This window comes from Paenibacillus sp. J22FR83 (assembly GCF_059691955.1).
The window spans coordinates 201,442-227,033 of record NZ_JCAUAM010000010.1; the positions used below are offsets into that span (position 1 = coordinate 201,442).

General features: G+C 47.2%; 18 protein-coding genes. 13 read left to right on the forward strand and 5 right to left on the reverse strand.

What is annotated here, in order from left to right:
- Window positions 1-7 precede the first annotated feature (7 nt).
- From murA to AC58PV_RS19290, 4 genes are all read left to right on the forward strand, one after another.
- Complete coding sequence (gene murA / locus AC58PV_RS19275) at window positions 8-1,300, forward strand: UDP-N-acetylglucosamine 1-carboxyvinyltransferase (RefSeq protein WP_497433940.1); 1,293 nt, start codon at window positions 8-10, stop codon at window positions 1,298-1,300.
- 56 nt (window positions 1,301-1,356) lie between these two features.
- Window positions 1,357-2,127 carry an arylamine N-acetyltransferase family protein gene (locus AC58PV_RS19280; protein WP_497434066.1) on the forward strand — a complete coding sequence of 257 codons (771 nt, stop codon included), beginning with the start codon at window positions 1,357-1,359 and terminating at the stop codon, window positions 2,125-2,127.
- Between the two features lie 123 nt (window positions 2,128-2,250).
- Entirely contained in the window at window positions 2,251-2,553 is a 303-nt protein-coding gene (locus tag AC58PV_RS19285) for a hypothetical protein (RefSeq protein ID WP_068662764.1), read from the forward strand.
- A 13-nt stretch (window positions 2,554-2,566) separates the two neighbouring features.
- Complete coding sequence (locus AC58PV_RS19290; RefSeq protein ID WP_497433941.1) at window positions 2,567-3,037, forward strand: type II toxin-antitoxin system VapC family toxin; 471 nt, start codon at window positions 2,567-2,569, stop codon at window positions 3,035-3,037.
- On the opposite strand, the gene AC58PV_RS19295 is transcribed toward AC58PV_RS19290, so the two are convergent.
- Window positions 3,034-4,650: a glycoside hydrolase family 26 protein gene (locus AC58PV_RS19295; RefSeq protein WP_497433942.1), complete on the reverse strand. Its 1,617-nt coding sequence runs from the start codon at window positions 4,648-4,650 to the stop codon at window positions 3,034-3,036. The genes AC58PV_RS19290 and AC58PV_RS19295 overlap by 4 nt on opposite strands.
- Before the next feature lie 170 nt (window positions 4,651-4,820).
- The gene (gene arfA, locus AC58PV_RS19300; protein WP_497433944.1) at window positions 4,821-6,332 is read right to left on the reverse strand and encodes an arabinosylfuranosidase ArfA; all 1,512 of its coding nucleotides are present in this window, start codon (window positions 6,330-6,332) and stop codon (window positions 4,821-4,823) included.
- Window positions 6,333-6,479: 147 nt separating this feature from the next.
- On the opposite strand from arfA, the gene AC58PV_RS19305 reads away from it, so the two are divergent.
- The 6 genes from AC58PV_RS19305 to AC58PV_RS19330 all read left to right on the forward strand — a co-directional run bounded on the left by AC58PV_RS19305 (window position 6,480) and on the right by AC58PV_RS19330 (window position 12,878).
- Window positions 6,480-7,382: an ArsR/SmtB family transcription factor gene (locus tag AC58PV_RS19305; RefSeq protein ID WP_497433945.1), complete on the forward strand. Its 903-nt coding sequence runs from the start codon at window positions 6,480-6,482 to the stop codon at window positions 7,380-7,382.
- Window positions 7,383-7,456: 74 nt separating this feature from the next.
- Window positions 7,457-8,224, forward strand: coding sequence for a DUF975 family protein (locus tag AC58PV_RS19310; protein ID WP_497433946.1), 768 nt, complete (start codon window positions 7,457-7,459; stop codon window positions 8,222-8,224).
- 13 nt (window positions 8,225-8,237) lie between these two features.
- Window positions 8,238-9,257 carry a hypothetical protein gene (locus AC58PV_RS19315; protein WP_497433947.1) on the forward strand — a complete coding sequence of 340 codons (1,020 nt, stop codon included), beginning with the start codon at window positions 8,238-8,240 and terminating at the stop codon, window positions 9,255-9,257.
- Between the two features lie 101 nt (window positions 9,258-9,358).
- Window positions 9,359-10,093 carry a DUF8832 domain-containing protein gene (locus AC58PV_RS19320; RefSeq protein WP_497433948.1) on the forward strand — a complete coding sequence of 245 codons (735 nt, stop codon included), beginning with the start codon at window positions 9,359-9,361 and terminating at the stop codon, window positions 10,091-10,093.
- Between the two features lie 165 nt (window positions 10,094-10,258).
- A complete protein-coding gene (locus AC58PV_RS19325; RefSeq protein WP_068662757.1) occupies window positions 10,259-10,537 on the forward strand; it encodes a hypothetical protein in 279 nt (92 codons plus the stop codon).
- Between the two features lie 577 nt (window positions 10,538-11,114).
- Window positions 11,115-12,878, forward strand: a complete 1,764-nt coding sequence (locus AC58PV_RS19330) for a glycoside hydrolase family 2 protein (RefSeq protein WP_497433950.1) — start codon at window positions 11,115-11,117, stop codon at window positions 12,876-12,878.
- 34 nt (window positions 12,879-12,912) lie between these two features.
- Here the strand turns inward: AC58PV_RS19330 and AC58PV_RS19335 are convergent, their stop codons facing one another.
- Window positions 12,913-13,749: a helix-turn-helix domain-containing protein gene (locus tag AC58PV_RS19335; RefSeq protein ID WP_497433951.1), complete on the reverse strand. Its 837-nt coding sequence runs from the start codon at window positions 13,747-13,749 to the stop codon at window positions 12,913-12,915.
- Window positions 13,750-13,926: 177 nt separating this feature from the next.
- On the opposite strand from AC58PV_RS19335, the gene fdhA reads away from it, so the two are divergent.
- The 3 genes from fdhA to ypfJ all read left to right on the forward strand — a co-directional run bounded on the left by fdhA (window position 13,927) and on the right by ypfJ (window position 17,078).
- Window positions 13,927-15,144: a formaldehyde dehydrogenase, glutathione-independent gene (gene fdhA / locus AC58PV_RS19340; protein ID WP_497433952.1), complete on the forward strand. Its 1,218-nt coding sequence runs from the start codon at window positions 13,927-13,929 to the stop codon at window positions 15,142-15,144.
- Window positions 15,145-15,187: 43 nt separating this feature from the next.
- Window positions 15,188-16,108 carry an NHL repeat-containing protein gene (locus AC58PV_RS19345; RefSeq protein WP_497433953.1) on the forward strand — a complete coding sequence of 307 codons (921 nt, stop codon included), beginning with the start codon at window positions 15,188-15,190 and terminating at the stop codon, window positions 16,106-16,108.
- 124 nt (window positions 16,109-16,232) lie between these two features.
- Entirely contained in the window at window positions 16,233-17,078 is an 846-nt protein-coding gene (gene ypfJ, locus AC58PV_RS19350; RefSeq protein WP_497433954.1) for a KPN_02809 family neutral zinc metallopeptidase, read from the forward strand.
- Window positions 17,079-17,162: 84 nt separating this feature from the next.
- Here the strand turns inward: ypfJ and AC58PV_RS19355 are convergent, their stop codons facing one another.
- Window positions 17,163-18,848, reverse strand: a complete 1,686-nt coding sequence (locus AC58PV_RS19355) for a COG1361 family protein (RefSeq protein WP_497433956.1) — start codon at window positions 18,846-18,848, stop codon at window positions 17,163-17,165.
- Window positions 18,845-25,564, reverse strand: coding sequence for a CLIPPER-2 domain-containing protein (locus AC58PV_RS19360; RefSeq protein ID WP_497433957.1), 6,720 nt, complete (start codon window positions 25,562-25,564; stop codon window positions 18,845-18,847). The genes AC58PV_RS19355 and AC58PV_RS19360 overlap by 4 nt, the downstream gene beginning before the upstream one ends.
- Between the last annotated feature and the right edge of the window lie 28 nt (window positions 25,565-25,592).

The window sequence follows — 25,592 nt, forward strand, 5'->3', positions numbered from 1 at the left end:
ACCCTTCATGAAATATATACAAACGGAGTACTCAGGCCCACTGAACGGAACGGTACGCATACCTGGAGCCAAGAATAGTTCTCTTGCCTTACTTGCAGCAGCTTGTCTGGCGGATAATATCGTAACATTAGAGGGAATTCCACACATAGATGATGTCCGTCTTATTGCGGATATAGGCCGAGATATCGGCCTTAAGTTCACGCAGTCAGGTGGACAGGTCACGATAGATCCACGCTGGATTCACAGTGCAATCATTGATCCCGGCAAAGCATCGAGCTATAGAGCGTCTTATTATTTCGTAGGCGCGTTGCTGTCCAAATTCGGCAGAGTCACGATCGGATTGCCGGGTGGAGACGATTTCGTTTCAAGACCGATGGATCAGCATATCAAGGTGTTCCAAGCGCTTGGCGCTCAAGTCCGCATCTTCAAGGATTACTATGAGGTTGAAGCGGCAGAGTTGAAGGGAGCGGACATTTACTTCGATACCATTACCTCCGGTGCGACGATGAATGCGATGATGATGGCTGTGTTGGCCAAAGGGCGAACTCAGCTGCACAATGCGGCTGTGGATCCGGAGGTCTGCGATACGGCAAGATTCCTGAATCAGCTCGGTGCACGTATTTATGGGGCAGGCACGGATCGCATTCGTATTGAAGGTGTTCCTTACTTGAATGGGGGCATCCACACGGTCATTCCAGACAGACTCATTGCCGGGGCTTTCTTAATGGCAGCAGGGCTCAATGGGGGACAAATTACTGTTCAAGATGTCATTCCGGAACATCTTGGCTCCTGTCTAGCGAAGCTAGAGGAAGTCGGACTGCATGTGGAATGCGGTGAAAACAGTATTACCGCTTATGGGAATGGATCTCTGAAAGCAACGCGCATTCGTGCAGGCATGTATCCAAGCTTTGCTACTGATCTACAACAACCCATGACCGCGCTCTTATTGCAGGCTCAGGGCAAGAGTATCGTTACCGACCGTGTCTATCCCAAAAGGTTCGCTCATGTTCCACAGCTAAGGCGGCTTGGCGCGGAAATAGAGATACGCCAAGAATCAGCATTTATTCGCGGCGGGCTCCCCTTGCGAGGGGGCTGGGTGCACGCGACGGATGTGCGTGCCGGTATTTGTATGCTGATGGCCGGTTTCACGGCGGAAGCCAGCACATGTATTACAGGCGTCGAGCACATCGAGCGCGGCTATGAGGACGTTATTGGCAGCTTCAGATCGATCGGTGGTAAGCTCTCGATGCGCGAGCTGGATGCTCAAGAGATCTCCAGCCGAATTCACATGCAAGGATAATCGTTAACCCTTAGATGATTCAAGCTAACTCCCTTAAGGATGGTGTCTTCCCCTTGATGCATTCAAACAATCAAATTGAGAAGTATCTCGACCGCATCGGTTTTCAAGGTTCGCTCGATGGCAGTGCGAAGACATTAGCCCATCTGCAGGAACGGCATCTGCACACGGTTCCCTATGAGAATCTAGATATTCTCGAGGGAAGAGCGTTATCGCTTAATCCCGAGGATCTTTACGAGAAGATTGTCATACGCCAGCGCGGTGGCTATTGTTTTGAAACCAATGCCTTATTCGGTTGGCTGCTTCGCGAGCTCGGCTACAAGGTGACGGATTTGGTTGCCCGCTTTTGGCGGGATGAGGCCAATCTACCTCCCAAAAGGCGCCACCATGTCTTGAAGGTAGAGGCTGAAGGAGTCAACTACCTGTGCGATGTTGGAGTGGGCGGAATCGTTCCCCGCAGGCCTCTTCTATTCGTCGAAGGTGTTGTCCAACAGCAAGGTGATGAGAGCTACCGACTCGATAAAGATCCCCTGGACGGCTGGGTGCTTTGTGAGCAGAAAACGAAGGGGTGGCAACGCATCTACTCTTTCACAGAGGAGCCTCAGCTGCCCAAAGACTATCTATTTGCGAGTTTCTGGTGTGAAAAATCCCCGGACTCAATTTTCAACAAGGTTCCAATCGTTGCGATACGCACGTCAGAAGGAAGGCATACGCTTGCCGACAAAGAGTTCCGTGTATTCAGCGCTACAGACGTGCAAACCTACTCGCCAGAGACGGATGAAGCGTACAAAGAAGCTTTATTCACGTATTTTGGCATACGGCTTGCCTAATATAGCAAACTTGAGAAGGCAGCGGACCTTAAGGGTTCGGTTGCCTTTTTACGTAACTACCCCCTGAAATCGACGGAATTCGACGAATTTGTATACCAGTTATTGCATAAGGAGTGAATTACGATGGCGAACAATTACAAACGCTTCATTCATAATCAATTCGAAAAAGCGAAGTCCACCGCATCCGAGTTCATTTCTCCAAGAAATGCGGAACAAGATGAAGACATGATAGAGCTCGACCCTCGCTATGTGGATAAGCTGAAAGAAACCGCTGATCTACAGCAAACCACTGTAGAAGCGATCGTGAATGGACTCATTGCGCAATATTTGGCAAGCGCGACTTACGAACTAACCCCCATCTCTGTGGATCAAAAGGAAGCAAACCCGCTGCTATACTTGGACGGTATTTGCAAACAAGAAGATTAAGGAGGTCTGATCTATGGATGATCACTTGAATATTCAGGATGCCATTTTTCTGGATGAAACAGCTCTAGCTGCTCTAATGAACCCTAAAGACCCTCGATATATTAAAGCACGATCGATGTTTCTGGATTTGCATGATCTTGAACGTAATTACATGACGACGAATTCCATTGTATTCGATCTCCACGAATGGCTGCGTAATGAATATAGTTATGAGCAGGCGGAATATTTTCTGAAGGCGATTGAGAAAGCAGTAAGTAGAGGGAAATTGGCAGTCATCTCAAGCGGCCCTGAATTTGAGGGGGAATCGCGCAGATTGTTAATGGACAGGCCCGAGCTCCGCTTCTCACTCAGCGAAGCCCTTACGGCTGTAACCATGTCGTACTATCAGGTGAAACGCATTTTTACTTTTAATCGCAATTTCATGATGCTAACGAATTTGGATAAGGACATTCGTATTATTCCATCCTATCATTTCGGCAATTAAGGTATAACAGGATTAGTACGAGCAATAGGTTCAATGCCTGATGTGATAGCAGTCACTTCCATCTGATCATTATAAGCGACCACATACCAAGGTGCTGAAGCCGATTCAGCCCCAACGCTAATATCGATTTCCCAGGGAGCTTCATAACTGGCACCGAGGAGTTGATTGCCTTGGTAAATTGCTATTGCAAACGGCGGTTTCCCCTCTTCATGCACCAGCTTAGGGTAGACAAGAGCGGTCTGCTGGCCAGTAGGAAGAGAACTGCTCAAGACAGGTGTATAGCGGTATGGAATGGGATTTACCCCTGGCTCTACTTTACTCAGAAACCAATCGGATGCAATCAGCCGTTGATAATATCCGTCCATAAATGGATTTTCCCCGATGTCATAGACATAGCTTCCATTCGTTCGAACCGCCTGAGCTCGGCTGAAATTAAAGTAAGTTATTGCTTTTACTTGAGGAAACAAGCGCGGGAGGTAGCCATACATGTAACCCAACTGGCTCTCTGCCCAGCTCCAGTAAGCTTGGTTAGTTGGCAAATACGTATGAGCAACAGCACCCTCAGAAATCATAATAGGTTTATGGCTATATCGTTTATAGAGAGGAGCGAAGGTATCGATCACGGTACCTTGGAGCTGCTCTTTTTCTGATGAGTAAGGCGTGCTATACAAGGAGAAACCAACCCAATCTACGTAGGCATCGCCTGGATAGTAACTATCAATCGTATCTGGCGGCCAGAAGTTAGGCGACCACACCATGGCCACATTCGGTGCTTCTTCAGCCATAATGTCATGAATCAGACGGAATTTCTCGATATATTTCCGCGGCTCGCCATGCCACGGTACCCAAGCTCCGTTCATTTCCGAAGCGTAGCGGAGGAAAATAGGGATGCCGGAGGCCTTCGCTTCACGCGCGAAACGGCGAACATATTCATCATCCTGCACGTCGTCTAAGCCAAATCGCGGTTCCCATCCGATCTGAAGTGCGCCGTCAAGTTCCTTCACCCTTTCCGCTGTTCGCGCGGGGAAATAGGTATTGGTATCGGTCTGCACCTTGCGCCATCCCACATATGACAAATACAGCGCGTGTTTGCGGCCATAGACATCTTCAATCTTCGTGACATCGTAGCCAACTCGCCGATCTGCCCCGAGCATGCCGATATAAACCCCTGATGCAGGCTCATGTTTGGCAAGCGTGGAAGTTACAGGGAGGGGAGATGCTGTTGGTTTAAGTGCTTGGTCTTGTATCGGAACACGGAGATAGAGTTCCATATCTGTTGAAGAGGCCTGGTTACTGGGCCAATTAGATGTAAGTGGAAGTACCGAAGGAAGACCAGCATGGTAGGCATTGATCCGCTTCCGATAGGCCGCGGCGGTCTCAGCATGTCCAGCTTGTTCCGATTTCTTCTCTTGGTTGAGCCAATAGGTTAAGGTATCTGGCTGCTTAGGTCGTGAAGAAGGAGCAACAGCCAGAGGAGAATCCAGCCTGGCAATGGCATCAAGTGAATTGGGACCGTGCATATTGCCGTCGGTCTTCATGACAAGCAAGGGAATCGCGATACAGCTTGCCAATCCTAGAAGGGCTGTAAGCCCCCAAGCAACTTTATTTCGCATGATACAGGTTCCTCTCATAGGGGGATTCCTCTTCATTGTATGCCCAAACTTGAAGGGCGGTCAATGGCGTATAATCGCCTGTCCGCACGACAAGTAAGAGATGAAAAAAGCGGGTCCCCGCGCATATATCGCTTAAGGGACCCGCTTCGATGATGAGGCATGGACAGCCATTATCCTTGCTTAGTTTGAAGGCGAATAACGTTCCAAGAGGCTTTGGCTAGGTTACTCTTGACATGTCCATTGTCTAGGACGGATAGACCGCCATGATGCGGCTTAACATGATGTGGGTTAGCCTTCGTGTTTACGGCTTTCAAATCATCGTGCTCTAGCACGATGTGCTCAATCAAGCTAACATCACCGAAGCTGCGGATATCCAGATCGAGCTCCATAGTCTCGGAGAGATGGCGGTTGACGGCAAAAACCGTAATTTGGCCTTGCTCCTCGTTGTATACGCACACCGATTCCAAGTAAGGGACATCTGTATAATCTTTGGCATCATATTTAGGTGAAGAATTGACTGTATGAAGGACAGTGCCTCTGCCGTAGACGGAAGCATGAAGGAATGGATAATAGGTCGTTTGCAGCCAGAGCGGGCCGCCTGTTTCTGTTGTAATCGGTGCAATAACATTAATCAATTGCGCCATGCAGGCCATTTTGACACGATCCGCATGCTTGAGTAACGTAATGAGGAAACAACCAACAGCTAGTGCATCTTCATGCGTATATACATCTTCAAATTCAGGTGGAGCAATCTGCCAACGCTCTTCGGCGCGACTTGATCCAATGGTATGCCAGACGTTCCATTCATCCAAGGAGAGCATAAGTTTCTTCTTGCTGCGCTTCTTGGCTTTCACATAATCACAGATGGCTGCGACACTGCTAATGAAACTATCCAAATTAAGCGATGAGGCCAGGAAATTGGCTGTATCGTTGCTATTATTATTGTAATAAGCATGGAGCGACAAATAATCAACATTCTCATAGCTCAAATCCAGAACAGTCGCTTCCCAATCTGCAAACGTACTCATACCGCTCGAAGAGCTGCCACATGCTACTAACTCGATACTTGGATCTACCCAACGCATTACTTTGGCCGTTTCATTCGCGAGGCGACCATACTCAACAGCGGTCTTCGTGCCGATCTGCCAAGGCCCATCCATTTCGTTGCCCAGACACCAGGTTTTGAAACGATGCGGTTCCTTATAGCCATGGGAAATGCGCAGATCGCTATAATAGGAGCCAGAAGGATGATTACAGTATTCAATCAGATTTCTAGCATCGTCGATACCGCGTGTGCCAAGATTAACCGCCATCATCACGTCAGAACCAACTAACTTCGCCCAATCAGCGAATTCATTCGTGCCCACTTCATTCGTCTCCGTTGTCCACCATGCTAGTTCTAGCAATCGTCTCCGGTCTTTCTTAGGTCCAACGCCATCTTCCCAATTATATCCGGAAACAAAGTTGCCACCTGGGTAACGAATAATCGGAACTTGCAGCGCGCGGATAGCTTCCATCGCATCTAGTCGGAAACCATTCTCATCTGCCGTAGGGTGACCGGGTTCATAAATCCCGCCATAAACAGCACGGCCCAGATGTTCGATGAAGGATCCGTATAGACGAGGGTCAATTTGAGCTAGAACAAAACTTTTGTCGATGAGCATTTGTGAACGTAAAGTCATGATTAATCGCTCCTTATATTTAGAATTAGCTTATTTATGAATTCTAATGTTGTTGATTTCACCTTTATTATGTACGATAATGAAGTTGGTCTTCAATACTTATTTTTCAGGATTAATAAAATTACGTATTCTAAAGGGTGTGAATGAATGTATCTCAAGACAGATGCTGCTTCGCTTCAAGTGTATGAGGCATTGGCGAGTGAAGTTCGCCTGAAAATCATAGATAAATTATTCATCAAGGAAATGCACATTAAGGAACTAGCAGCCGAGCTCTATCTCAGCAATGCCATTGTCAGCAGCCATGTTAACAAGCTAGAGCAAGCAGGACTTGTAGGAAGTAAGATGAGGCGTGTTAACGGCGGAACTTATAAATATTGTTTCGTGAATACGTCCTATTTGCAGATTAAGCTATCTCCAGAAAGAACCTCCTTGCATAAATGCAAGGAAGTGTCCGTGCCGATCGGACATTTCACCGATTATGAAGCGTGGCCGACGTGTGGGCTTGCTACCACCGAGAAGGTCATTGGCAACTATGATAATCCAGCGTATTTTATGGATCCGGAAAGGGTAGAGGCTGGTATTCTCTGGTTTGGCAAAGGATTTGTCGAGTATAAAGTCCCCAATTACTTGTTGAAAGATGACAATCTGAAGGAGATAGAAATTTCACTGGAAATTGGCTCGGAGGCTCCTCAAGTGAACGAAAACTGGCCATCCGATATTTGTTTTAGGCTTAATGAAACGCAGCTTGGTGTATGGACAAGTCCTGGTGACTATGGAGAGACGAGGGGGAAGCTAACACCAGAATGGTGGCACTCGGACGTGAATCAGTATGGGCTGCTGAAGGTTCTTCGCATTACGGATAGGGGGACATTCATGGATGGTCAACGTCTTTCGGATATCAGCATCACGGACCTGCGTGTTGATCCAAAGTACTGGGTGTTTCGAATAAGTGCGGAGGATACGAAACGTGGGCGAGGTGGCTTAACACTTTTTGGCAAAGGATTTGGTAATTACGAGCAAGACATTAAGATGAGATGTTTTTATGAGTGAAGGATAGGTGCTGTTCTATGACTTTCCAAGATCAAATAAGATGGTGTATATGAACTTACTTGAGGAGGGATTGCGTGAATTGGTCACGTAAAGAGTTGAAGAGCAGAGCCAAACAAGTACTTCGCACATCCTATTGGAAAGCATTTCTGGTCAGCTTGCTGCTTGCCATTGTTGGAGGCGGGGTTCCGAGTTGCAGTAATTGGGGCTCGAGCAGTGGGTCAACATCGTCGTCATTCAACTTCTCAGACTGGCATCTAGGCATGGAGGACATTTCGGATGGTGTCGGTGCACTCATTCTTGTTATCATCGTCATTGTCGCAATTATTGCTGGTTTGTCAGCGATAGCGTTCAGTATCTTCGTATTGAATCCGTTTAAAGTGAATGCACAGCAATATTTCAAACAAGCCTCCCAAGGCGATGTTAATATGAACTATTTGCTTTACGCATTTGGGAAAGGGCGATATTTAGGCACGGTTGCTGCCATGTTCTGGAGTGCTTTGCTGAATTTCTTATGGTATTTATTGCTCATCATTCCAGGTATAGTAAAGTCCTATGCCTACAGCATGGTCCCGTATATTCTAGGTGATAATCCGACGATTGGTCGTAAAAGAGCCGTGCAGCTCAGTAATCAGATGACACGAGGCCATAAATGGCGGATGTTTGTACTGGATCTATCGTTTATTGGGTGGTTCATTCTTGGGACCCTAGCGCTGGGCGTAGGTGTATTGTTCGTATTACCGTATTATAATTCTACCAAAGCAGAGTTATATGTGGCATTGCGTCAGCAAGCGTTATATGATGGACTCAGCACCTCGGAAGAATTACATGTACCCATCTCATAAGGAGCTGATTGTTGTGTCTGTCCAAGTAGCGGTGAATAAGGCGCAAGCAACCACGACGATGTCCAAGCATTCGATTACAATGATCATGGGCATGTGGCTTATCATTGGTTTGTTTATTGATGGTTTCGCCCATAACCATGGTGCCGTAGAAACTTTTTTTACACCGTGGCACGCGATTCTTTATTCTGGCTATTTGGCTTGTGCGATGTGGATCTTTATGATGATCCGTTCGAACAAAATCAGCGCGCAATCCCCTACATGGTTCGCAGCGATTCCCGTTGGCTACAAGCTCGGTGTCGCCGGTGTCATTCTGTTCTTTGTAGGTGGACTTGGTGATATGTACTGGCATACCGTGTTTGGTATTGAGAAAAATATCGAAGCCCTGCTCAGCCCAACGCATCTTCTGCTGCTGACAGGTGCCTTACTGATACTAACAAGTCCCTACCGTGCGATCAGCGCTGCTGAAAAGGGTACAGCACCAACATTTCGCCAATTGTTGCCAGCGTTAACTTCCATAGGGCTAACCTTTACGGTGTTCGCCTTCTTCCTCATGTACGCCTGGTCCTTTCGCCAGAATCTATGGATGGCCAGAGGGGAAGATGCCATTGGCAGAGCTGTAGTGGATTTCCTCCTTACTACGATGATTCTTGTGATTCCATTGATGTTCGTCCTGCGTAGATGGAAACTTCCGTTCGGGACGGTCACGTTCTTCTTTCTATTTGAGTCGATGTTCCTATCGGTACTGGACGGGTTCCGGGACTATAGCTCAATTATCATCCTGCTAATTAGCGGTGTGATCGGCGATTTATTATTTCGAGAGATCAAAGAGCGGGACAAGGCAGATTGGCGGTATAAGGCCATCTTCTTTGTACTACCGGTCTTGATCTGGGGGTTATATTTCGCACATTTGAAATTATTCGAAACGTTGAACTGGACACCAGAACTTTGGGGCGGATCCATCTTCTTATGTGCCCTGTCCTCACTCGGTTTAAGTATTCTTGCAGGACCGGTTTCATCCGACAAAACCGAATGAAGATATTGCTGTTGCCCTTAGCTTGCTTCGTACTACTCCTATCCGCTTGCGGTTCGTCAGCTACGACGGTTGATATGTCTGATACCTCCGGGATGTCGGGTATGACGATGTCATCATCGGTTACACATCAGCATACGAGCGATGCGATTGCTCATTTTGCAGTGGATTCACCCCATAATGTACCCAAAGAAATATCCAACATCACGATACTGGTTCAAAATAAATGGAATCGCCCCATCGAGAAATTCGATGTCATGCACGAGAAACTTATGCACCTTATTGTGGTGAGTAAGGATTTGTCCTACTTCGAACACTTGCATCCGACTTATGTAGGCGCTGGTCGATTCGATATTCAAACATCGTTTCCAGCAGGAGGTTACTATCAGCTTATTGCGGATTTCACGCCAACGGGCTCAGGGGAAAGTGCGCAGTCCCATTGGGTGACCATTGACGGGAAGGTGCCGAAAGCGGTTAAGCTGATCCCGGATAAAAGTCTAACGAAACAGGTCGGTGACAAGGAAGTCACCCTAGCTTTCGATCATCTCATGGCAGGCATGGAGCTGGACATGGTGTTCTCGTTTAAGCAGGCGGGGGCGGCCAAAACTCCTGTAACGAATCTACAGCCCTATCTGGGGAGTGTCGGACATGTCGTTGCGATCAGTGAGGATGGGAATGATTTCGTCCATGTGCATCCCACGGATCCAGCAGCGACTTCAGGGCCAACCGCGGCGTTCAAAATTGTATTTCCGAAGAAAGGGATCTACAAAATTTGGGGCCAGTTTCAGCAAAATAACGAGGTGTTCATCGTCCCTTACGTCATTCATGTAAATTTGTAATATAAAAGAAATATAGTCGTCATCTGCCATACATGTTAGTCGGTTATAATAAAAGACGACCCCCTTTTAAAATATAAACCTTTAGACCCGCGGCCCGTTGCTGTGGGTCTCTTTTTGTCTATCTATGGTACAATAGGAGGCATACATCGAATAGGAGTGAGAAGAATGACTGCAAGCGTGAACGAGCAGGAGCTTTTACAATTCATCATCGGCAAGACAAAGGCGGATCCCAAGCAAATTGAGTTAGTTCTGAAGCATGAGAAAGCCTATATCGCCAAAGTAGAACAAAGTTCGAAAGGTGCTGTAGATATCGACAGTGATGATCTGATTGATCATATCCTTGGCCGTCCAGACGTGAAGCTAAGCGAGCTTGCGGTGGATACGATTCTTGAAGCCGAGATGGAGTACTTGATGAAAAATGGCATGGCTGGCTACATGGACTAATGTTTGCTTTGAGAACCCTCACGTAGAGAAATCTATGTGGGGGTTCTTTTGGTGCGCTTGGCATATTGGCTGCATCAGTCAAGAAATGCCGATGGTAGCCTGCCTAGAATCGCCTATGACGCGAAATAACTGGAATTTCTCCATCTAAATTCCGTGAAAATCGTGCTTTTGGAGGAATAACTGGATTTTATGTAGCTTATTTTACCCTATTCGATTGGGAATCAAGAATTAGAGGGAATTAGATGTACTTTTTCCATTTAAATGCAAATATTGAAGGAAAATCGCTGAAATAGATGTAGTTTTTCCAGTTAAACGTGTGGGGGAGGAGGAAGGGGGAATGAAAGAGTAGCTAGTTGAAGTAGGAGGTAAATGTGGAGATAGAAAGTGATGTAGCAAGGTGAATGTAAGGGGGAAGTGAGAAGTAACAAGTGAGCCATGTAAAATGAAATTATGTTAACTTTAAAGTTAATTGAATAACATGTATTGACTTTATTTTGGAGTGATTGCATAATGAGTTTAGGAATTATCACGTTATTTAGTTAACTTATAAATTATCCAATGGAGGTTTTCCTTTACAATGAGCAACCAACCGAGAGCTGAATATCCTAGACCGCAATTTGTACGAGATAGCTGGATTAACTTAAATGGGGAATGGCAGTTCGAGTTCGATGATGCTTCCGTAGGAACGAAAGAGAAATGGCACAGGGGGGATAAAGCGTTCTCAAAGACGATTCAAGTACCTTTTGCTTTTCAAAGCCAATTAAGCGGAATTGGTTCTAATGAATTTCACGATATCGTGTGGTACCGCCGCGAGCTTGAAATTCCGCAGTCTTTTGCCGGTAAACGAATTCTGCTTCACTTCGGCGCGGTGGATTACCTTGCATCGGTTTGGGTAAATGGCATCCTGGTGGCGACTCACGAAGGTGGCCATACGCCATTCCATGCGGATATTACGGAAGCGCTTCAAGCGGGGACGAATTCACTCGTGGTGAAGGCCGTAGATTTCAGCAAAGACGTAACGCTACCGAGAGGAAAGCAGTATTGGAAAGCGGATTCTGCTAGCATTTTCTATACGAGAACGACAGGAATTTGGCAAACCGTGTGGCTCGAGGCTGTTTCGGCAAACGCTTACTTAGATAAAGTGAAGATGACGCCAGATATTGATGCAAAGCAAATCGAAATCAAATATGAAATTGATGGCATCGACGCGAATTCGACGTCCAAATACCAACTAAAGGTTGATATTTCTTTTAAAGGCGAGCTAGTTTCTGAAGATGTCTATGGCATTAGAAGCGGGACGGGTGCTCGGAAGATTCGTTTGAATGATTTTAATGATCATGGGCTTGGCGGATGGTGGTCACCGGAGAAACCGAATTTATATGATGTTACGTTCACGCTGCTAGTTGATAATGAGGTTGAGGATGTTGTAGGAAGTTACTTCGGTATGCGCAAGGTTTCGATCGAGGATGGCAAGTTGTGCTTGAATAATCGTCCTTATTTTCTGAAAATGGTGCTGGATCAAGGCTACTTCCCAGATGGAAATTTGACTCCTCCGAGCGATGATGCGATCAAACAAGATGTTGAGCTTACGAAAGCAATGGGCTTCAATGGAGCTCGTAAGCATCAGAAACTGGAAGATCCAAGATTCCTGTACTGGTGTGATGTGCTTGGGCTTGTTGTTTGGAGTGAAGCGGCGAATGCCTATGAGTATTCGGATAAATATGTAGGCCAATTTACCAAAGAATGGGTCGCTTCGATGGAACGGGATTATAATCACCCGTCGATTATTGCCTGGGTACCGCTCAATGAAAGCTGGGGTGTCCCGAACATCCAAATTGATAAATTGCAGCAGCAGCATGCGTTGACGATGTATCATTTGAGCAAATCGCTGGATCCAATGCGTCCCGTTATTTCGAATGATGGATGGGAGCTAGTGACGACCGATTTATTCGCCATTCATGATTATGAGTGGAGAGAAGAAGTCCTCACGGAGCGTTACAGCTCCAAGGAGAAAGCTGTTCATGCGATGCCGGCGAATCGACGTTTGTTTGTAGAAGGGTTCCCTTATCAAGATCAGCCGATTCTTGTCACTGAATTTGGTGGAATTGCCTACAAAAAGAGTGAGTGGGAAGGCTGGGGCTACTCGGGTGCAGATAATGACGAAGACTATGAGCAAAAGCTGCGCGCTGTCATTCGTCCACTCCTGAACTCAGGTGTTGTCCAAGGATACTGCTATACACAATTGACAGATGTTGAACAAGAGATCAACGGGTTGCTTACTTACGATCGCAAACCCAAAATCCCTGTGGAAATCATCAAAGCAATTAATGATCGTAAATAACTAATGAAGCCGAGGCTATTGCAGCCTCGGCTTTTCATGATGATTTCCCCTCATGTTTCAGCATTCGTCGGAACTCTCGCGGGGAAAAGCCTGTATAGGTCTTAAATAACGTCGAGAAGTTATGCTGCTCAATCCCGACAGCAAGAGCGATGCTGCCAATAGGTTGATCTGAAGCTAGCAGTTTTCGTGCTTTATCTATTCGCAAGCGCTTCATGTATTGGATAGGTGAACAGCCTAAGGTGGTATGAAAGGCTTTAATGAAGTAATTGGGATGATAATGAGCGATACTAGCGAGCTGCTCGACAGTTATTTTCTGATCCAGATGTTGTTCGATATATTGAAGTACATAATGCATTTTACGTGTTGCAGATAGTGGATCGGCGATTTCCTCAAAGTTCTGGTCAAGGAATTGACTCAGCAAACTAAGAAGTGACGCTATAGCTTTGAGAATCGAAGCAGGGGATGGATCATCATTGGATAAGATCATGTGTTGGAACCAAGCCTCGATCTCAGAGCAATCCAGCTTATCTATGCACACGGGAAAACGATACATCTCGAACAAATCTCGATTCCCGACACGTGCTGTGAAGTGACACCAGTATTTATGGAAATTCAATCCACTGTCAATTGAAATCTTCTGAGCGGAATGGCAAGGAAGTAGTATAAGCTGGCCTGGATGTAAGTTGTACGTTACCCCTTCCGTTTCCAACACCCCTCGGCCACTCACAATGTAATACAATCGGTTAAAACTATGGACTTTGTTGTCACGTTCCCAATCATCGCAGATGTATTGTTCTTTGGAAACGATTACATCAACATGCAGATTGGTCAGTATGCTGCGCAATGAGTTTTCCAAAACCTCGACTGCCATGTAAAGCCCCATTTCTAAAAACAAAGTTAGTTTTCACTACAAATAGGTTAGCAAAATAGAAGATTCATGTAAATAGAAAAGGTACGATGTAGAAAGAAATAGAAAGCGCAACCAGAATTCATTGACCTCATTCGAAGAAGAAGTGATATCATCCGAGTTATGAGAGGAGAATGGTTTATGGCAGGAAATCGAGCCGTAGTCTATGTTGAATCAGGTAAAGTAGAGGTAAGAGATATTCAATTCCCAGGGTTAGTTCTGTCTGACGGACCAGGTGTGAACCCGCTTAATGTCGGACGTAAGTGTGAGCATGGCGTTATTCTAAAAGTGGTAACAACCAATATATGCGGAAGCGATCAGCATATGGTGAGAGGAAGAACGACTGCTCCGAGCGGTTTGGTACTCGGCCACGAAATCACAGGTGAAGTCATTGAGGTTGGACGCGATGTCGAATTCATTAAGAAAGGCGACCTCGTATCCGTTCCATTTAACATTGCATGCGGTAGGTGCCGTAGTTGTAAGGAACGAAACACGAACGTATGTCAGAATGTGAACCCGGATCGACCTGGTTCAGCTTATGGCTATGTGGATATGGGAGGTTGGGTAGGTGGACAGTCCGAATATGTGATGGTGCCCTATGCGGACTTTCAGTTGCTCAAATTCCCGGATAAAGCCCAAGCCATGGAGAAGATTACTGACCTGACCATGCTCTCCGACATTTTCCCAACGGGATATCACGGTGCTGTCAGCGCAGGCGTGCGCCCAGGATCAACGGTTTATGTGGCAGGGGCTGGACCAGTCGGTTTGGCTGCTGCACATTCAGCACAGTTGCTGGGAGCGGCAGTGGTCATTGTAGGTGACTTAAATCCAGAGCGGTTGGCTCAAGCGCGCAGTTTCGGATGCGAAACCGTCAATTTGAAGGAGCATCCGAACCTTGGCGAGCAAATCGATCAAATTTTGGGCGTGCCGGAGGTAGACTCCGCTATCGATTGTGTCGGTTTTGAGGCGCATGGCCATGGCCATGCACATGGCGAAGCGCCTGCTACGGTGCTCAATTCCATTATGGAAGTTACTCGCGCCGGCGGAAAGCTTGGTATTCCAGGCCTTTATGTGACAGGCGATCCTGGTGCAGTGGACGCAGATGCGAAGAGTGGTACGTTGAAAATTCGTTTCGGCCTTGGCTGGGCTAAGTCCCATACGTTTGTTACCGGACAAACGCCGGTCATGCAGTACCATCGGGAACTGATGATGGCTATATTAAGTGGCAAAGCGCAAATTGCCAAAGCGGTAAATGCGACTGTGATTTCACTAGATGAGGCTCCTGCAGCTTACTCGGAGTTTGATCGTGGTGCATCTAAGAAATTCGTCATCGATCCTCACGGATTGGTAAGGAAGTAATTTGAGAACTAAAGCGAATTAAATTAATTAGAAGGAGCCTCATATGAAAACAGGAAATCATCAATTTATGACGGAAGTTGTACAAGGGTGGGGCAAGCTGCCCGAAGGAAAATCATTCGGATATACGCACGGGATCGTTGTAGACCAGCACGACAATGTCTATGTCCTTCACACAGGACAAGAGAATGTTACCGTATTTAATCAGTCTGGGGAATATCTGCGCTCCTGGTCCGCAGCGGGTATAGCAGATGGTGCTCACGGCTTTTATTTACATGTGGAACAGGGCGAGGAATTCCTCTATCTGACCGATGTGAATCTAGGAACAGTTATAAAGACAACCCTAGAAGGAGAGATCGTCCTACAGATTCAACCTCCACAACTTCCGGAAGTATACAATGAAGAGAAGAAATACAAGCCGACAGACCTTGCTATAGCGCCGAATGGGGATATCTATGTGACCGATGGGTACGGTCAACACTGGATTCATCGTTATGCAGCGAACGGGGAGTATATCACATCCTTTGGGGGAACAGGGAGTGAGCCTGGCAAATTTAAGTGTCCACATGGCATCTCAGTGAAGCTTGGTGGGGAGGAGCCGCTGCTTTATGTAGCGGATCGCGGTAACTTCCGCATTCAAGTCGTAGATCTTGAGGGCAACCATATTCGATTCGTTACGAATGATATGGATATGCCGTGCAGTTTTTATTTTACCGGTGATTACATGCTGTTCCCTGACCTTCACAGTCGTGTTACCGTTTTCGATAGCAAGGATGATACGCTTGTCGCTCATTTAGGTGAAGACCAGCAAGCATATAAGCAGCAGGGATGGCCGAATTTAGCGAAGACCTATTATCGCGACGATCGTTTTAGTTCTCCACACGGGGTGTGTGCTGACTCTCATGGCGATGTGTATGTGGCTGAATGGATTTCGGATGGCCGAGTAACTAAATTGCGTCGCGTTTAAAGTTAGAGAATAATAACGGGCATTTTGTTTGGAACAAGGGATTTCTGGGTAAGTGATTTCTAATCTGTGCGTCTTCAGGCAGCTAAGTGGAGACGCAATTCACGAACCCAGGGAGGAATGAAGTATGCAATGGAGAGGCAGAGAAGGAAGCGGGAATATTGAAGATCGCAGGGGCATGTCGACAGGCGGCAAGGGGATGATTGGAGGCGGACTCGGGCTGGTCATCGTAATCATTATTACGCTGCTAGGTGGCAATACCGAGGCTTTACTTGGCGGCTTACAGGGCACCTCACAGCAGCAAAGCACCTCTTACTCGGAATCTGCCCAGGAAAAGGAGATGAAGGATTTCGTCTCTGTGGTGCTGGCGGATACCGAGAAAGTGTGGGCAGAGGAGTTCCGCAAGGAAGGTTTGACCTATACCAATCCGAAGCTTGTCCTCTACAATGAACAAGTTCAGTCAGCCTGCGGTTCGGCATCTTCGTCGGTGGGGCCATTTTACTGTCCTGGAGATGCGAAACTGTACATTGATCTCAGCTTTTTTCAAGAGCTTAAGGATAAGTATCAAGCGCCGGGCGATTTTGCAATAGCCTATGTCATTGCTCACGAAGTGGGACATCATGTACAGACGCTGCTGGGGACGACCAAGAAGCTAGACGCGCTTCGGCAGAAACTGAGCGAGAAAGATTATAACCAGTATCAGGTGCGCTTTGAGCTTCAAGCCGACTACCTGGCGGGTGTTTGGGCGAACCACGAACAGCAAATGAACCTGTTGGAGATGGGCGACGTTGAAGAAGCGCTGGGTGCGGCGAGTGCCGTCGGCGACGACAGGCTGCAGAAGCAGGCACAAGGTTACGTCGTGCCAGAAAGCTTCACCCACGGTACGTCCCAACAACGTGCGAACTGGTTCAATAAGGGTTATGACACTGGAACGATTGAAGGCGGAGACACGTTTAGTGCTTCCAGTCTGTGAAATGAAAACCTAATAGCATGCAGCAGCCTAGGACTCTATTTGCTCGTCCTAGGCTGCTGCTTTTTTTGACTAACAGCTTCTCGGTTACTCCTCCGAATGATCAATTCTAATCACGATTACATTGGATAACACGGTCCCTTTATGAACAGGGACATTCACTTGGTACTCGTACGTTGCAGGAACTTGAAGTGTGAGACGTCTTACATTGGAATGATGAATGATGGACGCATCATAGGTGATTTCAATGGTGGAACGAGATTGTAGATTGCCTAGGAACAAAGGCTGTTTCACATTGACCTCTTGGATGAGAATGCCATTTACCCGCAGGGATCCTGCAATAAGCGTATTGAGTTGTGAGATCCAATCGAGTAGATTCACTTGATTCGCGGCTAAATTTCCAGTATTGGCAACTAGAATTTGATAATGAATCGTTGTACCAGGTTCAGCTTGACGAGGCGTAGCTGAGAGTAGAACATCCACAATGGGCAGTAGGAGCTCAACACTGACTAGATTAGAGAGCATTTGATTAGAGACGATGCGACCATCCGGCAGTACATAGGTAAATAGGACATGAGCCTGACTAATAAGCAGTCTCTGATCTAGAGAAATAGCAAACGAGCTAACTGTGATTTGGAATCTCACCAGGAATGACGCACCAGGCTGTAACGTGCCAAGTGAAATGGAGCTTGGAAGAACTTTCTGACTATAGGGAACGCCATTGATGGTAAGACTTCCAACGACATAGAAACTGCCTTGAGGAATGAAATCGGAAAGCTGAACCTCTGTGGAAATATTGCCATGATTGGTAATGGTAATCTCGTACATTAATGTATCTCCAAGCGTAGCTTGAGGTTCTAACACAGATTCAACTACAGTCAGGGCAGGATCATACACGTGAATGGAGATCGTATTCGAAACGATTTTCCCTTTGCCATCTTCGTTGGTATACGTGAGCACAGCTGAATTGATAAAACAGTGGGACGTAGGTACATGCATGATAGTCACTTGAAACTGAAGAGAGATTTCCGAATGCGCAGGGATCTCTCCAAGTTTAATACCTACATTCGGATTTGCGGACGGGTAACTAACTCCATCGATTTTGACAGTTCCTGGTACAAAGGCAACCCCAGTAGGTAATTCATCTTGAAAGAAAGGATGATGAATGGGACAAGCTTCGTTATTCTTGATGGTGAAATAAAAGGTGACGGTGTCGCCAACATACGTTGAAGTAGAGCTGGCATGTTTGGTGAATTTTATTTGAGATTCTTTGAACGGAATGATAATTGTATTGGATTTCGAGCTTCCTGAAACATCTCTCCCTCCAGCTGTATGGAAATGATACACGGTAGTGGCTTGATTCTTCAGTTGCCGACTAGCTGGTATTTCTAAGACGATGACTTGAAAGGTGACTTCAATGGTTTGGCATACATGTATAATGCCTAGTTGGATGCCCTGATCGGGTCTAGCCATGGGCAATGGAATATTATCAACAATGACGCTGTTTGGTATGAAGGCTGTACCTTCGGGCATGTTGTCAAAAAGGGTAACTTGTGCATCCAAGTTACCCTTATTGGTGATCGACAACGTATAAGTGATGATCTGGCCGAGAACGGCCAGATGGGTGTTTGCCTTTTTGAGCACTGTAATGATTGGACCAACCACAGGCGTATCTACGATGTTGGAGTAGGAATGACTGGTGGAGGTGCCCGAACTAAATCTGACGACAGATTGATTAATAAGGTGATTGGTGGAGTGGGAGTCGGCCGTCATACGACCGTCACCTCAAATGTAACCGTAACAGATCCACCGGCAGGAATAGAACTGAGTGGTACACCTGTGCTCGGATTCAGCGCAGGCTTGGAAACACCGCCTACAGTGACACTTCCTACGATAAAGCTGGTTCCAGTTGGGATCGGATCGGTCAGCACCACGTTATTGACGGTTTCAATACCATTGTTTGTAACGACGATGGTGTACAAGATTGTATCGCCGACAATAGCGTCAACGGCGTCAGTGCTTTTCACTACTTTTACGTTAGGCGCTGATACAGGAATCACTAAAATATTGGACTGAACAGTGCCGTTTAATAGACGGCCATCTGGTGGTGAGAATGTATAGTTGGCTGTCGCTTGGTTAGAGAGCAGTTGAGGGGATGGCAGCGCATCTACGGTCACTTCCAAGGTGATTTTGACATCGACTGAAGCACCTGGAGCTATCGTTCCCGCGTCAATACCTGTGGCTGGATTTACGCCTGGTTGTGTTACCCCGTCGATAATAACACTGTTTGGAACAAAGGCGGTACCTGTTGGGATCGTATCGTACACTGTTGCAACTGCTGGGAGATTCCCGGAATTATGAAGTGTTAAGGAATAGATGATTGTATCTCCAACAGTAGCATTGGTTGTATTCGCGCCCTTGAGTACAGAAAGGATCGGCTGGTACACAGGGATAATAACCGTGTTCGAGAATGCTGAAGCAGAGAAAGCACCCGAGGTAAAGGTGACAGACGATTGATTGCTAAGTTGCTGAGATGTAGGCAATGCCGTAACTGTGACATTGAAGCTGACCGTTATCTGGCTGCCTGCAGGAATGGAACCAAGTGAAATACCATTCGTTGGATTCGCAGTAGGTGCAGTCACCCCATTAATCTTCACGCTGCCAGTTACGAAGCTTGTGAAAGCTGGAAGTGGATCAAAAAACTGTACGTTATTTATCGTTGTGATTCCACTATTCGTAATGACAACCTCATAAGGAACAACATCACCTACAACAGCATCTGTTGCAAGAGAGGATTTGGATAACAACACATTCGGTGCTGAGACAGGTATCGTTACAGTGTTCGAAGTGACAGATCCGTCGATGATACGCCCATCAGGAGGGCTAAATGTGAAATTGGCCGTTGCAGTGTTAACGAGCGTTTGAGGCGTTGGCAGGGATACAATCACAACACCAAAGGTAATGATGTCCGTAGCACCTGGTTGAGAAGTGAACGGTATGCCGACAGAAGGATCAGCTCCAGGCTGGGTAATGCCGTTAATAACAACGCTGTTCGTTTGGAATGTTGTACCGTTAGGGATGTTGTCAATGAGCGTTACAGCAGCTGCAATGTTCCCTGAGTTCTTGACATTAATCGTGTAAATAATAAAATCGCCGATTGTTGCGTTTGTTGAATTGGAGCTTTTGACTGCGGTTAGAATCGGTTGATAGACCGGTGTTGTAATGGTATTGGAGAAGGTGACCGCTGAGAAAGCTCCGGAAGTAAAGCTTACAGACCCATAGTTGTTTAATTGGGCGGGGTCAGGCAAGGAGGTGACTCTCACATCGAATGTAATCGTAACGGTCGCACCAACTGCAATGGTACCTAGCGCAATACCTGACACAGGATTCGGCGGAACAGGTGGCGTTGGAGCGCCGACAATGACGACACTGCCAGGGATGAAAGCCTCTCCAGAAGGCAGCGGATCCGAGAATACGACATTATTAATGGGCGCAATCCCGTTGTTCATAATGACGAATTTATACGGAATGATATCGTTCACGACAGCATCAGTAACCGTTGTACTTTTGGCAATGCTAACGTCAGGCGATGATACCGAGATCGTAACGGTATTCGAATTCACACTGCGATTGAATGGACGACCATCCGGAAGCGTAAATGAATAGTTTGCTGTCGCTGTGTTCGTTAAGACCTGCGGGTTAGGCAGCGAATCGATAATGACAGAAAAAGTAACCGGTACCGTCGTATTGGGAGCCACTGTACCGATGGAAAAGCCTGTCGCCGGATCAGCTCCTGGCCAAGGTACGTTGCCAACAAAGACACTGTTAGCTAGGAACGTCGTACTCGCTGGAATCGTGTCCGAAATCGTAACGTCAGCCGCGTAGTTTCCTGTATTGGAGACGTTTAGCGTGTAGACAACGGTGTCGCCAACAGTGGCATTCGTGCTGTTCGCGCTTTTGAGCACACCAACGACAGGTTGGTAAATAGGCGTGTTAACCGTATTGGAATTGGTAGTGCTTGATAATGAGCCAGAAGTGAAGGTGACAGATGCGAAATTATTAAATTCCGCGGGGCTTGGGACTGAAGTAACAAGGACCGAGAAGGATACGGTAACAGTAGCTCCAACTGCAATTGTGCCAAGGGAGACACCAGTCGCTGGATTCGGTGGAACGACAGGTGTCGGTGCACCCACGATGACAACACTTCCGGGAACGAAGGTTCCGCCAGCGGGAATTTGATCTGAGAAAGATACATTCGTAATGGGAACAATCCCGTTATTCATGATGCTGGTACTATAGACGATGGTATCTCCCACAGTGAGAGCTGTAGATAGCGTGCTTTTGTTTACAGCTACGTTAGGCGAAGAAACTGGGAATGATACGGTGTTGGATGTCGCTGTTCTCGTTATCGTACGCCCATCTGGCGGAAAGAAGGTATAGGTAGCTGTACCGGTATTGCTAATGACTTGCGGGCTCGGCAACGTATTGATGAGTACCGAGAAGGAGACTGTCTTGGAGCTGCCTGCAGCAATCGTACCGGCATTAATGCCTGTGATCGGATCAACACCTGGCTGAGGTGTACCGTCAACAATCGCACTGTTCTCAACGAAAGAGGTTCCTGCTGGAATCGTATCGGTCACAATCACATTCGCTTCCAGATTGCCTGTATTCGTCACAAGTATGCTATAGAGGACGGTATCACCAACAGTGGCATTCGATGTGTTGGCTGTTTTCAGCAACGTCAGATTCGCTTGCGTGACGGGTGTGACAACATTATTGGAAGAGGAGGAGCCTGAGAACGTACCGGATGTAAAGCTGACACTAGATTGGTTAATGATTTGTGGCGTTGGCATTGTGATTTTCACCTCAAATGTCACGGTTACCGGCGTATTGGGAGCCAGTGTTCCGATTGGAATACCGGTGGACGGATTCGTGTTCGGCGATGGTACACCGTTCACGATGACGCTTCCGGGAATGAATGAAGTGCTTACATCAGCAATGCTAGTTAAAACGACATTGTTGACGTTCGCAACACCTTGGTTGGTGACGACGATTGTATACTTAACCGTATCACCTTGAATCGCAGAGCTGACATTACTTGTTGTCATCACCGTAACGTTAGGGGCGGATACGGGAATGATCACCGTATTAGAACTCCCTGTTCCGGATAATGTACGGCCATCGGTGAGCATAAACGTGTAGCTGGTTGTTGCCTGATCGACGAGCTGTTGTGGACTTGGCAAAGAAACGACATCGACCTCAAAGGTAACGATTTTCACGCCGCCAACAGGAATTGTGCCCACTGGAATACCGTTGACTGGATCAACGCCTGGCAGGGGGACATTATCCACAATACAGCTGTTCACAATAAAGGTAGTACCAGCGGGAATGTTGTCAAAAATAGTGACATCCGCTGCAATACTACCCGTATTGCGTGCTTCAATGGTGTAAGTGACAATATCACCAATAACGGCTAGTGACTCGCTCGCACTCTTGAGAAGAGACAGAATAGGTTGTTCCACTTGTGTAGTGACAGAGTTAGAGAAGGCAGCCCCCGAGAAAGATCCGGAGGTAAAGCTAAGACTGGCGTGGTTGACAGCTTGAGGCGGACTAGGAACCGATGTGACAGTAGCATTGAAAACAACCTGTGCCGAGGCACCTGGACTTATGCTGCCCAGCGTGAAACCGACATTGGGATCTGCTGTAGATCTGGGAACCCCATTAACGGTTACACTGCCGGCTTGGAATGTAACGCCGGTCGGCAGCGAATCATTGACCACCACATTGTTCACAGTAACAACACTATTATTGAGAATATCAAGCGTATAAATCAGTGTTTCACCAACTGCTGCATATAACAGGTTCACTGCCTTATTAACTGTTACATTAGGAGCAGAGGCAGGAATGTCAGTCGTATTGGAAGTGGCACTGCTGGACAAAGTGCGTCCATCAGGCGGTTGATAAGTGAAATTTACGGTAGCAGAATTCGTAAGTCTTGGTGGAGAAGGCAAGCTTTGCAAGATAACTTGGAACGTAATCGTAGCCGTTCCAGATGGAGCCAGCGACCCTGTGGCAATTCCTGTTGCAGGATTTGAAGCTGGACTCGAGATGCCGTTAATCGTAACACTGCCAGGCACAAACGAGGTTGATGGGGATATGAGATCAACCACGGTGGGTTGAATGGCAATATTTCCTTGATTGTTCACGGTGAGCGTGTAAGTGAGCGTATCACCGACGGTGGCATTTGTACTATTAACGGACTTGCTAATCGCAGCCTGTGCCCTGTAAACAGGGGTCGTTGTTGTATTGGATAACGTGGTTCCGGCAAAGGTACCTGAACTATAGGAGATACTTGCCTGATTTGCCAACTGCTGTGAGGCAGGCAAGGAAGTGACAGTTACTTGGAAAGTGACGGTAACTGAATTGCCAGCACCAATGGTGCCGACGGCGATCCCGCCGTCTGGGGTGGCAGTCGGCTTAGAAACGTTGCCTACGAATACACTGCCAGGCACAAAGACAGCACCAGCAGGAACAATATCCGTCATAATGACATTCGTGACGCTCTCCACACCCGAGTTCGTGATGACGGTGCTGTAGGTAAAGGTATCGCCTACGACAGCATCCACGACTAGCGTGCTTTTGACAGCTCCAACGCTAGGCAGTCGGACAGGGATGGTGACGGTATTCGATTCCGCAGTACCTGGTATGGTTCGACCGTCTGGAGGTTGAAACGTGTATGTACTATTGGCTTTGTTCACTAGCTGTGGCGGTGAAGGAAGTGTGTTGATTAAAACAGCGAAGGTGACAGTTGAGGTGCCGCCAGCGGCTACGGTTCCAATGTTGACACCAGTAACGGGATTAGCTCCCGGGACGGTTACGCCGTTAACTTGAAAGCTATTCGGCACGTAGGACGTACCAGCGGGAATATTGTCGGTAATGGTGACATTAGCGCCGATATTTCCCGTATTGGCGACTTGCAACGTATACGTGACTGTACTACCCACAGAGCCATTGGCGGTGCTGGCAGACTTCACGATGCCAATTTTGGGCGCGTAAATTGGCGTTGTTACGGTATTTGACGGAATTACGCCAGTGATGACATTACCGCCTGCAACACTTTGGAAAGTAAAGGCGGCATTCGCCGTATTCCCGATCTGCGAAGGCGTTGGAATACTGGTAATCGTTGCTTTATACGTGACGATAATAGAGGAGCCAAAAGCTAGCGAGCCGAGCGGAGCACCTGTCGTAATATCGAAGGTGGGCTTTGGTATACCAGCTACGGTGACACTCCCAGGTACAAAGGTGGAACCTGTCGGCAGTATATCTGAAAGGACGATACTAGCAGCACTAGCAGTTCCCGTATTGCTCGTAGTAACGGTATAGGTAACGGTATCTCCTAAGACGGTTCCAGCAACGTTCGCGCTTTTGGTGACATTAATTTTGGGCGCATTAATGTCTACCTGAATCCCATTGCCATTCACGACATAGGCGTCCCCTGAGGTCGTTAATTGCAGTACAGCTGATGATTGATTGTTAATGAGCCGCGCCGAAACATCAATATTGGTGATGTCCCAACCTTGCCGTCCAGCACTAATATTCGTACCTGGTGCGCCATTTATTTGATTGGAACTTCCGAAAGTACCTGTGGTGTTCAGATTTCCTGCGTCATTATTAATTTGGGAGGCAAAGAAGTTATTGGCAAAGTTGTTGGGTCCAGACAATGCGACTAATGAACCGGTTGTCGGGCCGAATAACGCTTGGTCCCCGGTTCGATTGGCATCTCCTTCCTGGGCGCTAAATAAGGCTCTGCCGCCTAGAGCACCCGTTACTGGCGTAGCGAATCCGGTAATCGTGGTATTGACTGGCGGAGATGTCGATTGGACAAGGACAGCACCCACCCGCAGCGACATATTCCGGAATGGCAAACTGGTGTTCTGATAAATGACAGCGAGTGTCCAACCAGCATGGTTGGCCGTGGAATCACCAGGAATTACGATCGTTCCAACGACATTTCCTGTTGTATAAGTGCCAGCCATCCCTTGTTGAACGAGCGTCGTGACGTTAGCGGATCTGACATAGCCGAGTGCCCCGCCACCTAAGTCAAATTCATTCTTTGTGGCATTGTCTGGCGTAATGGAGCTGGTTCCTGCCGGTGTGGTAAACGTGACGGCATTGTTAATAAACGCGGTTAAATTAACCGTGCCATTCACATAAGAACCGCCCCAAATCAACTCAGCATACAAAATGGTACTTCCAGCAGGAAGGGTTAGGATGGCAGAGGAATTGTTGAGCGTATATAAACTGGTTGTTCCTGATGGATATGTTCCATATTTGAGGGCTGTGTTGGTCGTGGTAAAAGCACCGATGCTGTCTTGTGTTCCCGGTACGCCTTCCGTATTGGAACGGCTTAGGCCAAGTGTATTTCCGGTGAACGTAATCGCGCCAGTTGCGTTGAGTGTGGCCCTGACGACGAGAGCTATGATCGTCACCCCCCTAGTATTTGAACCGTTCATTACT

Coding starts and splice junctions, on each gene's coding strand:
- murA (WP_497433940.1), top strand. CDS start 8: ATGAAATATATACAAACGGAGTACTCAGGCCCACTGAACGGAACGGTA.
- AC58PV_RS19280 (WP_497434066.1), top strand. CDS start 1,357: ATGCATTCAAACAATCAAATTGAGAAGTATCTCGACCGCATCGGTTTT.
- AC58PV_RS19285 (WP_068662764.1), top strand. CDS start 2,251: ATGGCGAACAATTACAAACGCTTCATTCATAATCAATTCGAAAAAGCG.
- AC58PV_RS19290 (WP_497433941.1), top strand. CDS start 2,567: ATGGATGATCACTTGAATATTCAGGATGCCATTTTTCTGGATGAAACA.
- AC58PV_RS19295 (WP_497433942.1), bottom strand. CDS start 4,650: ATGCGAAATAAAGTTGCTTGGGGGCTTACAGCCCTTCTAGGATTGGCA.
- arfA (WP_497433944.1), bottom strand. CDS start 6,332: ATGACTTTACGTTCACAAATGCTCATCGACAAAAGTTTTGTTCTAGCT.
- AC58PV_RS19305 (WP_497433945.1), top strand. CDS start 6,480: ATGTATCTCAAGACAGATGCTGCTTCGCTTCAAGTGTATGAGGCATTG.
- AC58PV_RS19320 (WP_497433948.1), top strand. CDS start 9,359: ATGACGATGTCATCATCGGTTACACATCAGCATACGAGCGATGCGATT.
- AC58PV_RS19325 (WP_068662757.1), top strand. CDS start 10,259: ATGACTGCAAGCGTGAACGAGCAGGAGCTTTTACAATTCATCATCGGC.
- AC58PV_RS19330 (WP_497433950.1), top strand. CDS start 11,115: ATGAGCAACCAACCGAGAGCTGAATATCCTAGACCGCAATTTGTACGA.
- AC58PV_RS19335 (WP_497433951.1), bottom strand. CDS start 13,749: ATGGCAGTCGAGGTTTTGGAAAACTCATTGCGCAGCATACTGACCAAT.
- fdhA (WP_497433952.1), top strand. CDS start 13,927: ATGGCAGGAAATCGAGCCGTAGTCTATGTTGAATCAGGTAAAGTAGAG.
- AC58PV_RS19345 (WP_497433953.1), top strand. CDS start 15,188: ATGAAAACAGGAAATCATCAATTTATGACGGAAGTTGTACAAGGGTGG.
- ypfJ (WP_497433954.1), top strand. CDS start 16,233: ATGCAATGGAGAGGCAGAGAAGGAAGCGGGAATATTGAAGATCGCAGG.
- AC58PV_RS19355 (WP_497433956.1), bottom strand. CDS start 18,848: ATGACGGCCGACTCCCACTCCACCAATCACCTTATTAATCAATCTGTC.